15 protein-coding genes are annotated in these 16,042 nt (G+C 42.1%); 3 read left to right on the top strand and 12 right to left on the bottom strand.

Annotated elements, in window-relative coordinates:
* Window positions 1-69 precede the first annotated feature (69 nt).
* The gene (locus W7W_RS0115120) at window positions 70-1,413 is read left to right on the top strand and encodes a type IX secretion system plug protein (RefSeq protein WP_010664546.1); all 1,344 of its coding nucleotides are present in this window, start codon (window positions 70-72) and stop codon (window positions 1,411-1,413) included.
* 448 nt (window positions 1,414-1,861) lie between these two features.
* Here the strand turns inward: W7W_RS0115120 and W7W_RS0115115 are convergent, their stop codons facing one another.
* Window positions 1,862-4,285 (bottom strand): GumC family protein, encoded by a 2,424-nt coding sequence (locus W7W_RS0115115; protein ID WP_010664545.1) that lies wholly within the window; start codon window positions 4,283-4,285, stop codon window positions 1,862-1,864.
* A gap of 13 nt (window positions 4,286-4,298) precedes the next feature.
* Window positions 4,299-5,111, bottom strand: a complete 813-nt coding sequence (locus tag W7W_RS0115110) for a polysaccharide biosynthesis/export family protein (protein ID WP_010664544.1) — start codon at window positions 5,109-5,111, stop codon at window positions 4,299-4,301.
* A gap of 685 nt (window positions 5,112-5,796) precedes the next feature.
* Between W7W_RS0115110 and W7W_RS0115100 the strand changes: the two genes are divergently transcribed.
* A complete protein-coding gene (locus tag W7W_RS0115100; protein ID WP_010664543.1) occupies window positions 5,797-6,390 on the top strand; it encodes a YqgE/AlgH family protein in 594 nt (197 codons plus the stop codon).
* A 153-nt stretch (window positions 6,391-6,543) separates the two neighbouring features.
* Here the strand turns inward: W7W_RS0115100 and W7W_RS0115095 are convergent, their stop codons facing one another.
* The 4 genes from W7W_RS0115095 to W7W_RS0115080 all read right to left on the bottom strand — a co-directional run bounded on the left by W7W_RS0115095 (window position 6,544) and on the right by W7W_RS0115080 (window position 10,148).
* On the bottom strand, window positions 6,544-7,416 hold the full coding sequence (locus W7W_RS0115095; RefSeq protein ID WP_010664542.1) for an aminotransferase class IV: 873 nt from the start codon (window positions 7,414-7,416) through the stop codon (window positions 6,544-6,546).
* A gap of 11 nt (window positions 7,417-7,427) precedes the next feature.
* Window positions 7,428-8,051, bottom strand: a complete 624-nt coding sequence (locus W7W_RS0115090) for a rhomboid family intramembrane serine protease (protein ID WP_010664541.1) — start codon at window positions 8,049-8,051, stop codon at window positions 7,428-7,430.
* A 55-nt stretch (window positions 8,052-8,106) separates the two neighbouring features.
* On the bottom strand, window positions 8,107-9,117 hold the full coding sequence (gene holA, locus W7W_RS0115085) for a DNA polymerase III subunit delta (RefSeq protein WP_010664540.1): 1,011 nt from the start codon (window positions 9,115-9,117) through the stop codon (window positions 8,107-8,109).
* Between the two features lie 254 nt (window positions 9,118-9,371).
* The gene (locus W7W_RS0115080; RefSeq protein ID WP_010664539.1) at window positions 9,372-10,148 is read right to left on the bottom strand and encodes an AMP nucleosidase; all 777 of its coding nucleotides are present in this window, start codon (window positions 10,146-10,148) and stop codon (window positions 9,372-9,374) included.
* 78 nt (window positions 10,149-10,226) lie between these two features.
* On the opposite strand from W7W_RS0115080, the gene W7W_RS0115075 reads away from it, so the two are divergent.
* A complete protein-coding gene (locus W7W_RS0115075) occupies window positions 10,227-10,676 on the top strand; it encodes a type I restriction enzyme HsdR N-terminal domain-containing protein (protein WP_010664538.1) in 450 nt (149 codons plus the stop codon).
* 7 nt (window positions 10,677-10,683) lie between these two features.
* On the opposite strand, the gene W7W_RS0115070 is transcribed toward W7W_RS0115075, so the two are convergent.
* The 6 genes from W7W_RS0115070 to recR form a co-directional block, all read right to left on the bottom strand.
* Complete coding sequence (locus tag W7W_RS0115070; protein WP_010664537.1) at window positions 10,684-11,211, bottom strand: GNAT family N-acetyltransferase; 528 nt, start codon at window positions 11,209-11,211, stop codon at window positions 10,684-10,686.
* Between the two features lie 65 nt (window positions 11,212-11,276).
* Complete coding sequence (locus W7W_RS0115065; protein ID WP_010664536.1) at window positions 11,277-12,872, bottom strand: PD40 domain-containing protein; 1,596 nt, start codon at window positions 12,870-12,872, stop codon at window positions 11,277-11,279.
* A gap of 272 nt (window positions 12,873-13,144) precedes the next feature.
* Entirely contained in the window at window positions 13,145-14,278 is a 1,134-nt protein-coding gene (locus W7W_RS0115060) for a glycosyltransferase family 2 protein (RefSeq protein ID WP_010664535.1), read from the bottom strand.
* A 33-nt stretch (window positions 14,279-14,311) separates the two neighbouring features.
* A complete protein-coding gene (locus W7W_RS0115055) occupies window positions 14,312-14,746 on the bottom strand; it encodes a BT0820 family HAD-type phosphatase (RefSeq protein ID WP_010664534.1) in 435 nt (144 codons plus the stop codon).
* 11 nt (window positions 14,747-14,757) lie between these two features.
* Window positions 14,758-15,216 carry a hypothetical protein gene (locus tag W7W_RS0115050; protein ID WP_010664533.1) on the bottom strand — a complete coding sequence of 153 codons (459 nt, stop codon included), beginning with the start codon at window positions 15,214-15,216 and terminating at the stop codon, window positions 14,758-14,760.
* A gap of 26 nt (window positions 15,217-15,242) precedes the next feature.
* Window positions 15,243-15,866 (bottom strand): recombination mediator RecR, encoded by a 624-nt coding sequence (gene recR / locus W7W_RS0115045; protein WP_010664532.1) that lies wholly within the window; start codon window positions 15,864-15,866, stop codon window positions 15,243-15,245.
* Between the last annotated feature and the right edge of the window lie 176 nt (window positions 15,867-16,042).

The raw sequence follows: 16,042 nt of genomic DNA, 5'->3' as shown, positions 1-16,042 counted from the left end.
AATTTGTCTGCAAAAATAGTTAAATTTATTACTTTAGAGTATTTTTTAGGGCATTGAAACCACTTCGAAATGAGCAATTATATATTTTTTACATTGGGCAAACAAGTTCTACCGTCTTTTGGTTCTTGTTATTTGCGTAAAAATTTCTTTAATTTTTTCCCGGTTTTAATTTTTTTGCTCCCATTCTCCTTGTTTTCGCAGGTCTCACGAGATTTTAACAATCCCGAACAAATTTCTGACAATATAAAAACAGTTCTTTTTCATCGCAATGGTTGGCCCATGTCATATCCTGTAATCGGACTGGGAACAGGGCAGAAGTTATTTCTTTCCTTTGACGAATTGGGTACCGAAATAAAAAGTTACTACTACTCCGTTGAATTGTACGATAAAGACTGGAATCCCTCCGGATTGATGAGAACAGAGTATGCAAGGGGGGATCAGATGATTCCTGTGGAGGATTTCAGACGTTCTTTTAACACCACTTTCGACTATGTGCATTATGAAATGGTTTTTCCAAACGAAAATATTGATCTCCTTTTGTCCGGAAATTATGTGTTAAAGGTTTTTGAGGGTTTTAAACGGGAAAGTCCGGTATTGGTAAAACGTTTTATGGTTAATGAGCAACGGGTGTCGGTGGAAGCTGAAGTTAAATACACTATGCAGTCGTCCGGCCGGAGTAATTTTCAGGAAATTGATTTCGAAGTGCATTATCCTGGGCTTAGTATTATGGATCCGGGTACTGAGGTGTCGGTTACGGTAATGCAAAACGGACGAACCGACAATGCTATCACCGGACTTCCGCCTTTGTTTTTTGGCAATGATCGCATGGATTTTAATTACAACCGGGAGGTCATTTTGGAAGGGGGGAATGAGTTCCGCTGGGTGGATTTACGAAGTTTACGGTTTCAGTCGGATCATATCTCGGATATAACTTTCCATGATCCGTTTTATCATGCTGAAGTCTTTACGGACCAGCACCATGGCGATAAACCTTATTATTATCATAAAGATTTCAACGGACGTTATTATATTGAGATTCAGGAAGAGCAGGAGCCTGAGGTTTCTGCAGATTATGCTTTTGTGCATTTCTCACTCAACTGGATGCCTCCGGTTGGAGGGAGAGAGGTTTATCTTACGGGAGGTCTGACCAATTGGTTGCTGACTTCTCAGAATAAAATGGAGTTTGATTTTGATAAGGATCTTTATACACTGACTTTATTGCTGAAACAGGGATATTACAATTATCAGTATCTGGTGGTTGACGATAATGACGGCCGCGGAGCTATAATGCCTGTTGAAGGCAGTTTCGGTCGTACCGAAAATGATTATCTGATTCTGGTCTATTACCGACCTGCCGGAGGGCGTTATGATCGGCTCATTGGAACGGAGGTTGTTAATTCGGTTAATCCCTGATTTGATTATAGGAAAAGATTTCCCCAAGAAACTCAGTTGGTTGTATATGAGTGTTCTGTATGTGTGGTTTTATCGAAAAGGCACGGTTTTTCATTTGTGAATCGAAGATCGACGAAGTCCATAAATCAATCTTCCCAAAAGCGAGGCTTTTTCCTTTTTGGGGAATACAAAATGTTGTTGCGTTTTTAAAAGGCCGAAGGTCTTTAAGCAATAGCCTGGGGCAACGCCCCAGGAAAATTTCCCCCTCTCATTATTGGTCGCGACGCGACCAATAATGAGAGGGGCGTGAGGGATACCTCAAAACCCAGGGCGTTGCCCCGGGCTATTGCTATCAGGCTTTCAGCCTGTTTACATCTTACCTGTCGTAAGAATAAGGTAGGTTAAGTTTATTGACTTTTTCAGAAGCCCCTACAATGATCTCATAACGAAGATTGATGACTTAATCAGTTTATGAATCATAATAACCACTGTTTTTAAATCTACCATAACCATATCCATACCCATATCGGTTGGCCGGGCTGTAATTATTCAGAATTTTTACATCGTTCACCAGTAGCCCGGTTTTCCGGATTCTTCCCGATTCCACCATTTGGTTGATAAAGCTTAGTGCCTGCTTTTTGGAGATTCCCTGCCTGAGAATAAACAGGTTCAAATCTGTTTCTTCGGTGACCAGCAAGGTGTCTGCGACCAGAGCCAGCGGTGGTGTATCCAGAATTACCATATCGAACCGGCGGCGCATTTCGCTGAGAAAGCGATTCATCTCATCACTTTGCAGAAGTTCTGCCGGATTGGGGGGTATGGGGCCCGAAGGAACCACAAACAATCCGGGAAGTCGTGACTCCACCAGAACATTGTCAGCAGTCTCCGTTCCGATTAGGACATTGCTCAGCCCTTTTGAATTGTCGATGCTGAATTCGGTGTGGGTCTGTGGTTTACGCAAATCCATTCCAACTACGAGAACTTTTTTCCCTGTAAGTGCAAAAATAGCCCCCAGATTGGCTGAACAAAACGATTTCCCTTCCCCGGAAATGGAGGATGTAATGGCCAATACGGGATGTTGAGCATTCTTGCCCAGCATGAAGTCAATGTTGGTCCGCAGTGCTCTGAAGGATTCAGTTAGCGGAGATCTGGGGTATTCGAGTACCGGAAGTTTTTTTTCTGACCGGTAGTGCTCTATATGTGCCAGTACAGGGATAGAAGTATAGTCTTCTACAACGAAACGAGCGTTGATCCGGTTGTTCAGACTGTCTTTGAGAACGATGCCAATGGCAGGCAGAAGCAGTCCAAGAAGCCCTGCAATAATCATATTGGCCAGAGGTTTTGGTGTCGTTTGGTAAGTGGTGTTTTTCAATGCCGGATCGACAATTTTATGGTCCGATACATTGGAAGCAAGTGCAATCCCTGCTTCGGCCCTTTTTTGGAGCAGAAAGGTGTAGATGTTGTCGTTAAGGGTGAAATCGCGTTGAATATTGATGTATTCACGTTCTGTGCCCGGTAGTTTTTGTATCTGCCGGTTTACTTCGGCAATTTGGTTTTCAATGACCTCCAGTTCAATCTGTGAGGTGTTGATGATGTTCCTGATGTTCTCGGTAAGGGCATCCTTGATGGTTTCTATCTCTCTGGTTGCCTGTTTTACCTGAGGACTGTTTTCGCGGGCGGTCATCAATAGCCGGTTGCGGGTTGCATAGGATTCGGCCAGCCGACTGACCAGATTGTTGAGTGAAGGGTCGGAAATACCCATGGTGTTGGGGACTATTACATCGTCAAAATCATTGCTGTTCTGGATGTAATCGAATAAATAGTCATAATACTTCGACATTCGTTGAAGGTCACTTTTCTGAGAAACCAGATTCTCAAGTTTTTCCATGGCATAGTTGCCTTCGGTGCTGATATTGATGACTTTATTCCGGGATCTGAATTTTTGAAAGTCAGATTCTGCTTCCTCCAGGGAATCTGAGATGCCGCTGATTTGTTCATCGATAAACCGGATGGTGGCACTGGCAATCTGGTTCTTCTCTTCCAACCCGTTTTCGATGAAAGCTTGCGCATGGTGGTTAAGGTAGTCTGTTATTTTTTTTGGATGCCTGCCCTGTAGGCTTAGCTCCAGGATGGAGGCATCATCAAAATAAAAATTGACCTGAAGCTTGTTGCTGAAATTAGAGGCCAATTGGTCGGAGTTGTAGAAAATCACACTGTAATCAGATGTGTAATGGTCAGATCCTTCATCGAACAGCCCTGAAGCATATTTATCCCGGAGGTTGACAGTGAAGGAGAAGTAAGGGCTTCTGATGGACTGGCCAAATCTAAAAGTGTCTGTCTGGGCAATTTGTCTTTCATTGACGATAGCTTCAAACTCCAATAAGTAAGTGCCTGGAGACAAAATGCGAATATAGAAAGGAGTGTCGTATAACTTTTTTTCATTCTGCCCCGAAGTTACTTTAATGGGGCAGTTGCTGTATTGTTCCCGTGAGAGTGAAGGGATGCGCCAATTTTCTGTAATACGGGGGATTTTGAAGTATCCGGTGGTTAAATCTAAATCCTTTAGCGTTCTTTTTGCCAGTGTGTAGGATTTTAAGATTCCTATTTCATTCCTGATGTTGGTCTGATTGTCAAAAGAGAGGTCACGGATGAGGGCTTCAGCTCCTACCGGATTGTTTTTTTCAGAGCTGACAAGAATGGTGGTTTTTCCCTTATAAACGGGGTGAGTAAATTTATTGATGAGGAACGCAATGGAAAGTGCAATCAGCAGACCTGCAATAAAGACATACCATAAATCTGCAAACCGCTGAATCCATTTGGTGAGGTCCTGCTGGCTTCCCGGGGTGAATGTATCTTTGTGCTCCTGTTCTGAAAGTGGTCGCTGGTTTGGCATTTCTGATCTTTTGTTATTGGTTGTCAAAATATTGCAAGAGAACTATGATGGTGGTTACAGACGAAAGAATCATGCTCATTGTAGGCAGATTGATCTGGAATGCTTTGCTTCCGGAGGGCTTCACATATATTACATCGTTTGGTTTTAAAAAGAAGGCCGGAGAGGTCATCAGGTCTTTTTGTGTTAGGTCAATTTCAAATGTGGTTCTTCCTTCAGGAACAGTCCTTATGACCATGATGTTTCTCTTATCTCCCAGATCTGTGACATCACCTGCTTTCCCGATGGCCTCCAGAATGGTCATATTGTCGTTGTAGTGACTGTAAACTCCCGGCCGGGTTACTTCTCCCAAAACAGTAACTTTAAAATTCAGCAACCTGACGATTACGGTGGCATCGATGAGGTATTGATCGGCCATAGCCTGGATGTGCTTTTCAACTTCCTGAAGAGTTAATCCCTTTACTTCCAGGGAGCCTAATACGGGAAGTTTAATTTTCCCTTCTTCATTTACCGTAAAGCCATTGATGTACTGGTCGGCCTCCGAAGTCATGGAGGTGCTGAATCCGGTAGTGGGGGCATTGTTGTAAAGTGCCGATATTTCAGGGTTACCTGTCAGTATTCTTACAAAAAGTATGTCATCATAACTGATTCTGTATTTTTTATCCGGCTGATGATATACCATTGTGGTATCCTGGCCTGATGCATTTTTAAGATAAACCATTTTGCGCGGACTTTGACAACCAATAGCTCCTGAAATGATCAGGAGTAATCCTGCAATCCTGATAGCAGAGTTAAACGTTTTTTTTAGGAAATCTGGATTTGTGTACATATAAATTAAGACGTTGTCATTAATCTTGATTATTTATAAATTATCTATTACGATGTTCAACTACCTGCTAAATTTAGGCGTTCTCAATAAAATTGACTTGAAAATAGTTCTCTGTTTTTAAAAGGCCAAAGGTCTTTAAGCAATAGCCTGGGACAACGCCCCAGGGAAATTGTAATAAATACTCCCCCTCTATTAGTCGCGTCGCGACCAACAATGAGAGGGGCGTGGGGGATACCTCAAAACTCTCAGACATTCAGCCTGTTTACATCTTACCTTTTTTATTTATAAGGTAGGTTAGAGCCTGTCTATATAATAAGCAAAATTTGTTATTAGTCTTGTCAGAAACCTCCAATATTCCCCGGGGATGAATCTTTGGTCAATAACTGATTCAAAAACGAGCATTACGAGCCACGTTGAGCTTGTCGAAATGCAGTAGCCGGGGTTTTCTTGCAAAGACTAATTACAAATCTATGGTTTTCGTTATCCAATTTCCAGTGACAGACCTTAAGTGTGCAGTTATATTTGATAAATGGATTAAATTGTAGGGCAAAGTTTTGGAAAGGACTTTATTTTTTCCTTAATTTAGATAAGTAAACCGGAAGTTTTTCATTTTTTGAAAAAACAGATTGGTTGTTATTTCTGTTAATTGATAACAAAATGTTTTCTCTTGAAAAACTGAGTTGTTATGAAAAATCTTGATTTTAATATTTTCCAGCCCAATAAAACCTCCCTTAAGCCTGCTGCCGGACGAGTGCTCATTGCAGAGCCTTTTCTGCAGGGGCCTTATTTTGGTCGTGCCATTATTTTGATTACCGAACATAACGAAAAGGGGACGGTGGGGTTGGTGCTCAATAAGTCCACTGAACTCTATCCTGACGAGGTGATTGACGACATCCTTAGTTTTGAAGGAGAGCTGTTTGTTGGCGGCCCGGTAAGCTCAAATACCTTGAATTTTCTTCATACTCTGGGGCCTATTGTCCCGGGTGCTGTGCAGATTACAGAAACTGTCTATTGGGGCGGTGATTTTGAGCATCTGAAAAAGATGATTAATGAGGGGGAGGCCTCAAGTAATTCGGTAAAGTTTTTTGCCGGTTATTCAGGCTGGGCGCCTGACCAGCTGGATGGTGAGCTGGCAGAAAACAGTTGGGTGGTATCTACGCTCAGCGATGAGTTTATTATGACCCGCGATGTGGATGATATCTGGGAAAAAGCAATGGCGCAAATGGGGGATATCTACAAAACATGGACGAATTTCCCCAGAAATCCCGCCTTTAATTAGTGTTTGTCTATAAAGTCCAACTTCTGCGTTGTTGCTCAAAATCTAAATCCTCAAATACATTAGTATTCTGCGGTTTAGATCTTTCACACGCCTTGAATTTGAACTTTCTATTTCAAACACGTGAAAAATACTTAGTTTTTGGTCAGACTCTAATTAATCCGGAACTATAGTTTTCAATTGATGGTTCAACCATTTTTCAATTTCTTTTGGAATCCGGTTGAAATATCGTTTGTGTTCAAATGCTACCACCCATGTAATACCGGTAACAGAATTGGTAAGGAATATTTCTTCAGCGTCCATTAGTTCGTCTTTCGAAGCACCGCTGTTTTCTTTTATCCCGATGTTGTATTCTTCAGCAAATTTAAAGATCCGGCGTCGCATAATCCCGTCCACACATCCCGACGATAGTGACGGTGTGTAAATATTGTTGTTTTTTACCCAAAAAAGATTGGAACTGATGCTTTCTATAATTATTTTGTCCTGATTAACGATGAGGCAGTCGTCCCAATAATTCTCTTTTTTATGAATGCCTGCCAGAATATAGGGAGTGCAGGAAAGTGTTTTGTAACTTGCGGAAAGACTCCAGACTTTGGGGTATTCAGTAAAAAGACCGATTCGTATCCCATCACGGTTCAGGTGGAAGCCTTTGTCCTCAAGAGGAAAGGCTTCCAGCAACCACGCCGGATTGTTGGTTTCCGGAGTATATAAGCCTCCGTCGCGACGAAAAACTGTAAGTCTTACCCGTGCATCATAGAATATGCGGTTTCTGACAATTAGTTTTTCAATGTGATTTTTGAGAACAGTAAGTGAAGGGAGCCCTGCGGCAGTTAACTTTAAAGTGGCCATTCCTCTCAACAGCCGGTTGTAATGATCTTCGAAAAACAAAGGAATGGTTTTGTGGCACCGAATTGTCTCAAATAGCCCGTCTCCATAGCGAAATGCTCTGTTTTCCGGAGAAAAGAGCGGACGTTCGGTCTCGTAAAAGTGACCGTTAAGAATAAGATATTTTTTTTTGCCGGGGGGCATGAAGTGGAATCTTAAAAATTGAAACTAATGAGTTCGTTGAAAAAATGAAGAGCCAGTTTGGGTTCATAAAAGAGCGGAAATATCAACCCGTAGATCGCACCGTAATAATGTGCATCATGTCCGATATTGTCCACATTTTTCCCTGCCATATATTTTGAATAGATGATGTACAGCACTCCGAAAATAATGCCCGGAATCGGGATGATGCCAAACAGCAGAATGGGATTGTAAGGATTGAACAGAATAGAGGTGAATACTACCGCAGAGACTGCTCCTGAAGCGCCAACAGCATTGTAGTGGGGATTGTTTTTTTCCTTATTGAGTGTGGATAAGGTTGAAACTCCAATGGCACTGACGAACAATATGAGGTAGCGAATGACAGTTCCTCCGTCAAAGGCCATATCGAAATAATACAAAACGGCCCGTCCGAACGACCACAGTACAAACATATTGATCAGTAGGTGCATCCAACTGCCGTGAACCAGCCCGTAAGAAAGAATCCGGTGATACTCTTTGCGATGGACCACTTGCCAGGCGTTAAACTTCAACTTGTCAAGTATCTCGGGTCTGCTGAATGCAAAAATACTGATGGCGGATATGATGATGATGAGTATGGTGTTGATATCTAGTTGCATATGGAATTATTTTCTGTAAACTACTGACTACAAACTACTGACTTCAATCTCTGCCTCAATGCATAATCTTAAAAATCATCTCCTGCAAAAGATCACCCGAAGTGGCAGAGTTGTTGTTAAATCCTTTTGACTTCATATCGTATTCGCGCAAAAGTGAAACAATCCGCCGACTTTTGTTCCAGCCAAAACGGCGGGCGGCAGGTTGAAACTGCTTTACTCTGTATGGTGGAATGCCCAGCGCAGCAAGATTTTGTGTGCTTTTGTCCCGGGTGGCTACGTAAAGCATCAATTTGCTGAAGAAGGAAAAAAGCAATCCGATGGTCATCTGAATCGGGAAATCTTTGGGGTTTTGGGCAAATACCCGGGCAATCTGATTGGCTTTGTAAACATCTCCTTTCAGGATGGCATCCTGTAGCTCAAAATTGTTAAAGTCTTTACTGATGCCAACGTAATCTTCGATATGTTGCGGGGTTATTGTTTTCACATCAGTGCCCACAGCCACTTTTAGCTTGTCTAATGCTTTTACCACATTGGAAAGTTTGTTTCCAAGATGTTCCACCAGGATGGTGTTGGCTTTTGGGTCTATTTCCAGTCCTTTTGACTTCAAATATTTGCTGATCCAGGGTCCTACCTGATTGTCCCACAGTTTTTTGGATTCAAAAGAGATGAACTCCTTCTTTTGAAGTTCCTTCCAGACTTTTGTGCGTTTATCAAACTTGTCGCGGTAATTGATAACCAGAATAGTGGTTGGAGCCGGGGCTTTCAGGTACGATTCCAGTGCATTCCCATTTTTTTTGATGTCCTTGATGTTCTGTGCTTCCTTAACAATAACCACTTGTTTTGGGGCCATCATCGGGAATCTACGCGAGGCTTCAACTATATCCACCGTGTTAATATCCGCGCCATAATAAACTGATTGGTTGAAAGACTTTTCCTCTTCTTTGATGGCATTTTTGGCAATGTAATCTGTAATGTAATCGGCATACCATGGCTCTTCCCCTGACAGGAAATATACCTGGGCAAAGTCTCCATTTTTTAACTGTGCGACTATTTGTTCGAAATCCATAGATCAATTCTTTGAACAGGCAAAGTTAAAATTTTAACCTGATTATCTCTTTATTGATTTCAATGCAACCGATAAAGAAAGAGGGGGCGTGAGGAGTACCCCTATGCCCAGGCTGTTGTCCCGGGCTATTGGTCTCAGGCTTTCAGCCTGTTTACATCTTTCCGGCTTTGTGTGAAAGGTCGGTTAGTAAACGCACTACCAGGTTAAAACTTGACTACTCACTAAAAACTATTTACCATAAACTTCATTTGTTATCAGGTGTCAAATTTCAGGTGTTTCACCGATTTCCCGTTGTTTATAATCTCCTTAAGTGAATCGATGCCTATCTGAAGGTGTTCATTTACAAACTCCTTAGTGACTTTTTTGTCGCTTTCGTCGGTTTTGATTCCTGTGGAAATCATAGGTTGGTCGGATACCAAAAGCAATGCTCCGGTGGGAATGGAATTGGCAAAACCTACGGTGAAAATAGTGGCTGACTCCATATCGATGGCCATTGCTCTGGTTTTAGCCAGATATTTTTTGAATCGTTCGTCGTATTCCCAAACCCGCTTGTTAGTGGTAAATACAGTACCTGTGTAATAATCACGCCCGTAATCACGAATAGTAGTTGATACGGCACGTTGAAGACTAAATGCCGGAAGTGCCGGGATTTCGGGTGGCAGATAATCATTGGAGGTACCGTCGCTTCGAATTGCGGCGATGGGCAGAATTAAGTCGCCCAATGTATTCTTTCTTTTTAGTCCTCCACATTTTCCTAAAAAAAGAACTGCCTGAGGATCAACAGCACTTAACAGATCCATTATGGTTGCTGCATTGGGACTTCCCATTCCAAAATTCATGATGGTGATACCGTCGGCACTGCAGTTTGGCATATTGTGATCTTCTCCAACAATGGGCACATTATGCCATTTGGAGAACAACTCCACATAATGGTTGAAATTGGTAAGCAATATGTGTTTTGTAAATTCTTTAAGGGGGCGGCCGGTGTATCTTGGCAACCAGTTTTCAACAATTTCGTTTTTGGTCTTCATTGTATTATGGTTTACGGTTTTTTTACGAATATAATTTAATTTTCGTATAGGGTGGTTAAATTGTCTTATTTTTGCAGTATGAAGAGATTAAATTTGCCCCAATACACTTTCAGATACAAGGAAGAACGAGGGAAAAAGTTTATTTTCGATGAGGTTCGCGCGAAATTTGTTGCGCTGACACCGGAAGAATGGGTCAGGCAAAACTTTTTGCGTTTTATGGCGGTACAGTTGAATTATCCGAAAGTGCTTACCGGAGTGGAGAAGATGTTAAAAGTCAATGGACTGTCGCAAAGGTGTGACATTTTATTGTACAACAGGCGCGGAGAACCAGTGCTTATTGTTGAGTGCAAGGCACCCACGGTACCAGTGGATTCTAAAACCCTAAGTCAGGCTGCCAGATACAACACTACATTGAAAGTGCCATTTTTGGTCCTTACCAACGGTTTAACCCATTATTGTATAAAAACAGATGTGGAGACCGGGAGTTTTGAGGCGCTTTCAGGGTTTCCCTCGTTTCAGGAGTTGTAGCCTTTGTTTATGTGCCTGATATTTTCTGGTACATCAATTCATCCTTAAAACCCGCTGGTGTCCTGAGCCATTGTTTTTTTCTTCCGACAAAACTGAAGTCAAGACTTTCGAAAAGTTTAATGCTGGCGGTGTTCTCTTCGGAAATATCGCAGAAAATCTGATGAAGTCCGAGGTGTGAGAAAGCATATTCAATGAAGAGGGCCACTGCTTCCCGGGCATAACCTTTTTCTCTTTCCTTCTTGTAAATCATCACTCCTATGCCTCCACGTGAATGGTAGGGGTCAAAATCGAACAGGTCAATCATGCCAATGCTCTCCTGCCGGTTTTCTTTTGGTACATCAATCATCAACCGCAGTTGCTTGGTCTGATAAATGTCCAGGGAGATCTGATTGATGTAAGTCACAATCTGATGGCGGCTAAAAGGAGTAAGCGTGTTGCTCACATTCCATAACTCCATCTGATTTTCCCATTGATATAGTAAATCGGCATCAGCTGGTTCAAGTGCTCTTAGAATTATTTTGTCGTTTTTGATCATGTGCCGGTATTTTATTCCGGCAAAAATAAATCAATGCAGCCGGTTCCCCAAAATGACAGAGGGTATTATTCAGCAGGCTGATTACTTTCCAGTGTTATGGCCGGAAGGTAAATTGCACGGTTTTTCGTCTTGTAATCATCCCTGGCATCGAGGTTAAATGTTTGAGAGTAGGTTTTATGTCCTTCACTTTCAATTATAAGCTGGTATTCCCGGGCGGTGGGAATTATTGCAATAAATTTGCCGGTCAGCGGATTGGTCCTGAAGGTTCCCATAATGTCCTGATTGTTCAGGTTGCTGACGTGTATGACAGCGTTTTCGGCCGGTTGATTTTCGCTGTTAAAAATGTGTGAGGATACAACGGCCATGGAGCGTTTGTCAGAAGGCGGAAAAAGCAGTACAAACAGATCTGATTGTCCCAGTCCATCTTCCTGTTGCGATGAGTAATAAACTCTCTGCCCGTTGGGGGTAGGGAGGTAAAACAGGTCATCGGTGGGGGTATTGATGGGGTAGCCAATGTTTTCGGGGATACTCCAGTTTCCATCTTCATTTAGAGAACTTTTAAACACATCGTAACCACCCATTGAATTTTTCCCTGAAGAGGAGTAATATAGTGTTGTTCCATCAGGATGTATAAACGGACTTTCTTCATCTTGCAGAGTATTGATGACTTCTCCCGCATTAACGGGCATTCCCCAGGTTCCGTCCGGGAGTTTACTGGAGGAATATATGTCTTTACCACCAAAGCCTCCGGGTCTTTCACTTGAAAAATAGATGGTGTTTCCATCGGGGGTAAACGACGCGTGTGTTTCGTTAAATCCTGAATTTATTGGAGCAGGTAAAGGCTCCGGCTGACTCCAGCCCTCAAAGGTTTTATAGGTTACAAACAGGGCTCCCTCAACTCCGAAATTTTCATAAAAAATCAATCCCTGGCCATCGGGAGTAAGTCCAACAGTCGCACGGTTGGTGCCTCCGTAGCCGGGGATTTCCATCATTTTTGGCTTAGTCCATTGGTTATTGCGCCGGTGGCTCACAAAAATATTCTCAAAAAAAGGACCTTCATTTTGCAGACTATCTATCGGACGTGTGGAGGTGAAATAGATGGTTGATTCATCGAACAGAACGATGGGGCTGTGGTCTTCGTAAGGACTGTTTATGATGTCCCCCATGTGCTCAATTTTTCTATCGACGGGGTTTTCTTTTAATTTCAAATAGTTTTCACAATAGGCAATTTCCTGCTCAACATCCTCTATGAATTCGATGTTTTGGGTATGTGCTTTTACCTGATTAAACTTTTCACATGCTTTTTCGGGTTCTTCGTTCAGCCGATAGGCTTGTCCCAGATAGAAGTGAGCTTCAAGTGCCTGGTTGCTGCTGTTTTTTTTCAGGGGATAAAGTGCAGCCGCCCTTTCAAGAGTCTCTATAGTTTTTGCCAGTTCATCGTCATTGGCAAGATGGCTGAAACCTTTCAGCAGAAGTGCTTCTGGATGCTTTTCGTTGGCAAGAGGGGTAAGCACTTTTATAGCTTCTTCATAAAAAGCAATTTCGATGAGCTGATTAGCCTCCCGGATTATTTTCCGGGGAGACTGAGCTGTGACATCATTGAAAAATATGCTTATTATGATTATCACTGTAAGGATAAAAGTGTAATGTTTTCTCAACATGGTGGCGATATTTTAGCCTGATGAATTTATCAGTAAATAATATGTTTAAGTTATTGGTCTGATGAAATTCGAATGCAAGAATTTTTACATCTTCTCTAAAGGCAAACCTTGCTATGCTCGTTCCATGAGTTTCCGTAAGAGACTGAATTCTTCAGATTAAGTTTCAACGCGTCAAAATACGAAATTTTGGTTGTAGAGGAAACAGCTATTGCCAGGAGTTTTTTTAACGATTGCTTTTTTGTGATGAAAAACCGTTTTTTAGTGATGTTTGACTACAATAAAATTTGTACCAGATGATTTTTGTCATTGAGTTCAAACAGATTTCCAGTCTCGTCGTGGTACAAAAAAATCTTTGACTCACCTGATGACCTTTCAGCTACCGTTGTGATAAGTTTTGATGGAGAAAGTTCTAATGTTGATAAGAGTAAACCTGGTTTTTGGGGTTTTGAAGTGAAATCAAAAATTCCGCTTTGTTGGAGTGTTTTTATGGCCCTGGAAGATGATTCCGGATGAAGGGAGAGTTGTTTTCTGTTTTTTTCAGAAGGGGTGTTTCTATAAATCATGCGCCATCTGGCTATGTTTTTCAACAGTCGGATGCTGCTTTCTATTAATAAGCATTGTAAACGTGAATGGCGATTTTGGTAATACTTTTGATAAAACAAACTCATAGAGTTGTGAAATATGGATGCATAATTTTTTGACTGTCTTGAGCTTTGGCCCTTGAAGTGAATGATCCGGATAGCAGGATTATACCAGACTTCCAGATTGGCTAAGGCTATCTGAACCGAAAGGTCAATATCCTCGGCAAACATAAAAAAACGACGGTCAAATCCTCCTGTTAGTTGCATTGCTTTTCTGGTAACTGCCATGAATGCTCCGGACAAGACTGAAACCTGGAAAGGGGTAATGGTTGAATTTTGTTGTGTATAGTAGGACCATTTTTCTTTTTGGGGATGAATGAATTTGTCCAGCCCGCTGAATCGGAGAAAGGAGGCTGCCGGGGTGGGAAAGTTTCTTTTGGACTCCGGCAGGAAATGACCTTGTCCATCAATCATCATTGCCCCCATGGCTCCACAACGAGGATGTTTTTCAAAGAAATCAAGAATTAGTTCTTCAAAATTTTCAGGGACAATGGTGTCCGGGTTTAAAAAAAGCGCAATGTCTCCACGGGCTACTGAGAATCCCCGATTACAAGCCCTTCCAAAGCCTTCGTTTTCAGTGTTGTGAATGATCTTGACGAAAGGGTATTTTTCTTTGATCTTCAGAAGAATCGGATCTTTTCCTGTGTTATCCACTATAATGACCTCCGAGTGTTTCATCCCCGACGCAGCCAACGACCACATATAAAGATATTCTAACGGAGTGGCATGGTAGGTAACCGTAATTACTGAAATGCGTGGCGTCATAAAGCAGATTTTCTCATTGCGAATTCTGATGTGTTATTCTTTGCAAAACAGAGATTTAATGAATCCGCAAAAAGTTTTTCTTTCTGCTTTTCTGTATTTCGAAAAAAACAGTTCACGTTCCTGCTCCGACACATCGTTGCTTAGCATTTGGTAGATTTCACCCCATCCCGGGAAACCTCCAATGTTTCTGTCGTCGATAAAAAGGTCTGCATTGATTTTTCGACTTAATGAAGGATCATAATCTTCTTCGGGATAACTTTTGTTGACTGCAAAAAAATCAAGTCCGTTTTTTTTGCAGAATTCCACCGCCTCATCAAGTTCCCTGCCAGCTCTGAAAGTCCATAAAATCAGTAGATGACCTTGTTTTTGGAGTGCTTTCAGGGTTTCGAAGGCAAATAGTCTTTCTTTTCCTATTTTCGGATATTGGTGCTTAACGATGGTGCCGTCAAAATCAACTGCAATGATCATGTTTGTGTCTTTTACGATTCGTCGGTTTCTTCGGGTATATAAGGCTCAATCTCCTCTGTAATTCCGTTTTTTGTGGGCCTGTTTATCAGATAGGCCACAAAAAGTAACGCAAAAATATATAGAAAAGTATTGTCCGCCGTAATCATGTAGCTGAGAATGCCAAGCACGGATAAGGCTTCCAGCGTGATGATTTTTATCAGGTAGCTGATTTTGAATTGGTTTACTTTCTGCGCCATGGGTAGTTCCGGGTCAATGTGTTTTACCTTCTTGGAGTGAAAGATGTAACTCGCCGGAATACCACCTAATGCTAAGATCAGAATTATGGATTTCAGATTTTCCTTTTGTGAAAGCGTCCAGTCCATAAGGGGGCCTGTTTGGCGGGTGACGTAAAACGCCATGGCAGCCATAATCAGCATGATGATAAGCAGAGCCCAGAAAATTATCTTAATTTGTTTGATCGATTTTTCCATTTTTTATGGTGTCTTTGAATTTTATGTTACAAGGCATTTTTCTCAAAGGGTTGCCGATCCACCAAAGATCTTCCCAGTGTTACTTCATCGGCATATTCGAGCTCGTCGCCAATGGCCACCCCTCGTGCAATGGTGCTGAATTTTACCGGGTATTGCTGAAATTTCCGGTAAAGAAAAAAGTTGGTGGTATCTCCTTCCATGGTGGTACTCAAAGCAAAAATGATTTCCTTGACTTCTTCCGATTTCAGCTTCTCTTCGAGCGGAGTGATGGTCAGATCATCGGGGCCAGTTCCATCCATAGGGGAAATCAGGCCTCCCAACACGTGGTAGATGCCCTGATATTGGTGGGTGTTCTCGATAGCCATTACATCACGCACATTTTCGACCACACAAACCACGGAGTGGTCACGCCGGGGATTGGAGCAGATGGAGCAAATATCGCTGTCGGAAATGTTGTAACAACTTTTGCAATATTTTATTTCGTCAGCCAGAGTTGTAATGGCATCCGCAAACTGGTAAGCCGATTCTTTTTCTTGTTTCAGAATATGCAATACCAGGCGGAGGGCCGTTTTCCTGCCTATTCCGGGCAGTTTGGAAAACTCATTCACCGCATTTTCGAGTATCTTGGATGGAAACTGGATGTCTGACATTAATGTGTGTTTTGTTGCAAAGTTAATAAAATAACAGGGCGGTTCATTGTAGGTTTGGAATCCATTACCTGAGGCGTGCTTTATTCATACTTCCACTCTTCTTCGACTCCATAGGGTCGAACAACAGTCGAACAACGGTGGAAGAAGGTACGAGGATGCCCCGTAGAAGTTATGAA

Source organism: Marinilabilia salmonicolor JCM 21150 (assembly GCF_000259075.1).
Lineage (GTDB): Bacteria > Bacteroidota > Bacteroidia > Bacteroidales > Marinilabiliaceae > Marinilabilia > Marinilabilia salmonicolor.
This window is presented reverse-complemented; position numbering and strand designations above follow the sequence as displayed.

Excerpts from the sequence above, each read along its gene's own strand:
- W7W_RS0115120 (WP_010664546.1), top strand. The coding sequence starts at position 70 with ATGAGCAATTATATATTTTTTACATTGGGCAAACAAGTTCTACCGTCT.
- W7W_RS0115115 (WP_010664545.1), bottom strand. The coding sequence starts at position 4,285 with ATGCCAAACCAGCGACCACTTTCAGAACAGGAGCACAAAGATACATTC.
- W7W_RS0115110 (WP_010664544.1), bottom strand. The coding sequence starts at position 5,111 with ATGTACACAAATCCAGATTTCCTAAAAAAAACGTTTAACTCTGCTATC.
- W7W_RS0115100 (WP_010664543.1), top strand. The coding sequence starts at position 5,797 with ATGAAAAATCTTGATTTTAATATTTTCCAGCCCAATAAAACCTCCCTT.
- W7W_RS0115095 (WP_010664542.1), bottom strand. The coding sequence starts at position 7,416 with ATGCCCCCCGGCAAAAAAAAATATCTTATTCTTAACGGTCACTTTTAC.
- W7W_RS0115090 (WP_010664541.1), bottom strand. The coding sequence starts at position 8,051 with ATGCAACTAGATATCAACACCATACTCATCATCATCATATCCGCCATC.
- holA (WP_010664540.1), bottom strand. The coding sequence starts at position 9,117 with ATGGATTTCGAACAAATAGTCGCACAGTTAAAAAATGGAGACTTTGCC.
- W7W_RS0115080 (WP_010664539.1), bottom strand. The coding sequence starts at position 10,148 with ATGAAGACCAAAAACGAAATTGTTGAAAACTGGTTGCCAAGATACACC.
- W7W_RS0115075 (WP_010664538.1), top strand. The coding sequence starts at position 10,227 with ATGAAGAGATTAAATTTGCCCCAATACACTTTCAGATACAAGGAAGAA.
- W7W_RS0115070 (WP_010664537.1), bottom strand. The coding sequence starts at position 11,211 with ATGATCAAAAACGACAAAATAATTCTAAGAGCACTTGAACCAGCTGAT.
- W7W_RS0115065 (WP_010664536.1), bottom strand. The coding sequence starts at position 12,872 with ATGTTGAGAAAACATTACACTTTTATCCTTACAGTGATAATCATAATA.
- W7W_RS0115060 (WP_010664535.1), bottom strand. The coding sequence starts at position 14,278 with ATGACGCCACGCATTTCAGTAATTACGGTTACCTACCATGCCACTCCG.
- W7W_RS0115055 (WP_010664534.1), bottom strand. The coding sequence starts at position 14,746 with ATGATCATTGCAGTTGATTTTGACGGCACCATCGTTAAGCACCAATAT.
- W7W_RS0115050 (WP_010664533.1), bottom strand. The coding sequence starts at position 15,216 with ATGGAAAAATCGATCAAACAAATTAAGATAATTTTCTGGGCTCTGCTT.
- recR (WP_010664532.1), bottom strand. The coding sequence starts at position 15,866 with ATGTCAGACATCCAGTTTCCATCCAAGATACTCGAAAATGCGGTGAAT.